Origin of the sequence: Salipaludibacillus aurantiacus (genome assembly GCF_900111295.1) — a bacterium.
Lineage (GTDB): Bacteria > Bacillota > Bacilli > Bacillales > Salisediminibacteriaceae > Salipaludibacillus > Salipaludibacillus aurantiacus.
On sequence record NZ_FOGT01000037.1, the window covers coordinates 1 to 1,766 of the forward strand.

Consider the following 1,766-nt stretch of genomic DNA (forward strand, 5'->3'; position numbering starts at 1 on the left):
CAGGCTGTTGAGAAAGTATTCTCAACAGCCTTTTTTAAAAGAAAAGTAAGATATCTCACGATCTCATCACTACCGGCGGACGCTTTCCGTGGGGCTTGTCTTCAACTAATTCTGACTCAGCGAAGCATCGTCAGAATGGATTTTCAGACTGCGCTGATCCCATCGGAGTCGCCGCCTTTCGTTCTTCAATCAACCTAGAACATCCATCGTTTCCTATTTGCGGATGATGGTTATTTGTTCATCTGTTTTTATCTGATTATTCAGGTAAATATAGTATAATATTGATAAAACCACTCGTGAGGTGATTCGTTTGTTACGTCCTATTCGTGAGAAACAAGTGGAACTTGAAATGGTCTCTATTGATCAATTAGTGCCTGATGACCACTTACTTCGAAAGATTGACGCCACCATCGACTTTTCTTTTATCTATGATAAAGTCAAACCTTATTACAGTGAAGATAATGGCAGACCTCCGGTTGATCCGGTGTTGTTATTCAAGATGATGTTTATAGGATACCTTTACGGTATCAGATCCGAAAGACAGCTGGAGAAGGAAATTCAGACTAATATAGCTTACCGATGGTTTTTAGGATTAAATTTAACGGATTCAGTTCCTCATCATTCCACCATCAGCTTCAATCGACATAAACGGTTTAAAGAAACAGACATTTTCCAAGAGGTTTTTGATGAAATTGTTCTTTTGGCTATGGAGCACCGCATGGTTGGCGGACGAGCTTTGTTTACTGATTCCACGCACCTTAAAGCCAATGCCAATAAGCGTAAATTCATTAAGAAGACGGTTCAAGTTGAGACACGGGATTACATCAAGGAGTTGGATAAAGCCATTGAGGCGGACCGAAAAGCACGCGGAAAAAAGCCCCTACCGAAAAGAAAAGAGGTGGTAAGCGAAAAAGAGATTAAAGTCAGTACAACTGATAAAGAGAGTGGTTATATGTTCAGAGACGGAAAGCCCGAAGGCTTCTTTTATTTAGATCACCGGACGACAGACATGAAATATAACATCATTACGGATGTGCATTTAACCCCAGGAAATATTCATGATTCAAGGCCGTATTTAAAGCGTTTGGACAGGCAGATCAAGACATTTGGTTTTAACGTGGAAGCTGTCGGATTAGACGCGGGCTACTTAACCATTCCGTTGTGTAAAGGGTTAGAAGATCGTAGGATTATGGGGGTCATTGCTCATCGACGCTTTAAACCTAAAAAAGGTTATTTACCAAAGTGGAAGTATACTTATAACAGAGAAACAGATACGTATACGTGTCCGAATGGCAGCACGTTATCTTATACGACAACGACCCGGGAGGGCTATCGGCAATATCATTCAAACCCTTCAGAATGCGTGAACTGTCCATTGCTTAATCAATGTACGAAAGCCCAAAACCACAAAAAAATTCTTACGAGGCACGTATGGGAAGACAGTAAGGAAAAAGTAAGAGAGAACAGGCTTTCCAAAGAAGGAAAACTCCTTTATAAAAAGAGAAAAGAAACCATTGAGCGAAGCTTCGCGGATGCCAAACAGCTCCACGGGCTTCGCTACTGCCGGTTACGCAGCTTGAAGGGCGCATCGGAACAAGCGCTCATGACAGCGGCAGCACAGAACATTAAGAAGATCGCAAATCACCTCTCGGCCAGCTAAGAGGTGGTTTCTATTCCTTTATCATCGGAAGATGACCTAAATCAAGGGAAGAAAATAAAAAAGAAACCCACGCTTTTTGAAAAGGGTGGGTTTCTCAACAGCCTGA

Annotated in this window: 2 protein-coding genes; both read left to right on the plus strand. The window is 41.8% G+C overall.

Going from position 1 to position 1,766, the window contains the following annotated elements; genetic code table 11:
• On the plus strand, positions 1 to 198 hold a 198-nt coding region (locus tag BMW59_RS21960), incomplete at its 5' end, for a hypothetical protein (RefSeq protein ID WP_218142006.1).
• Positions 199 to 310: 112 nt separating this feature from the next.
• The gene (locus BMW59_RS21215) at positions 311 to 1,660 is read left to right on the plus strand and encodes an IS1182 family transposase (protein WP_093056314.1); all 1,350 of its coding nucleotides are present in this window, start codon (positions 311 to 313) and stop codon (positions 1,658 to 1,660) included.
• Positions 1,661 to 1,766 lie beyond the last annotated feature (106 nt).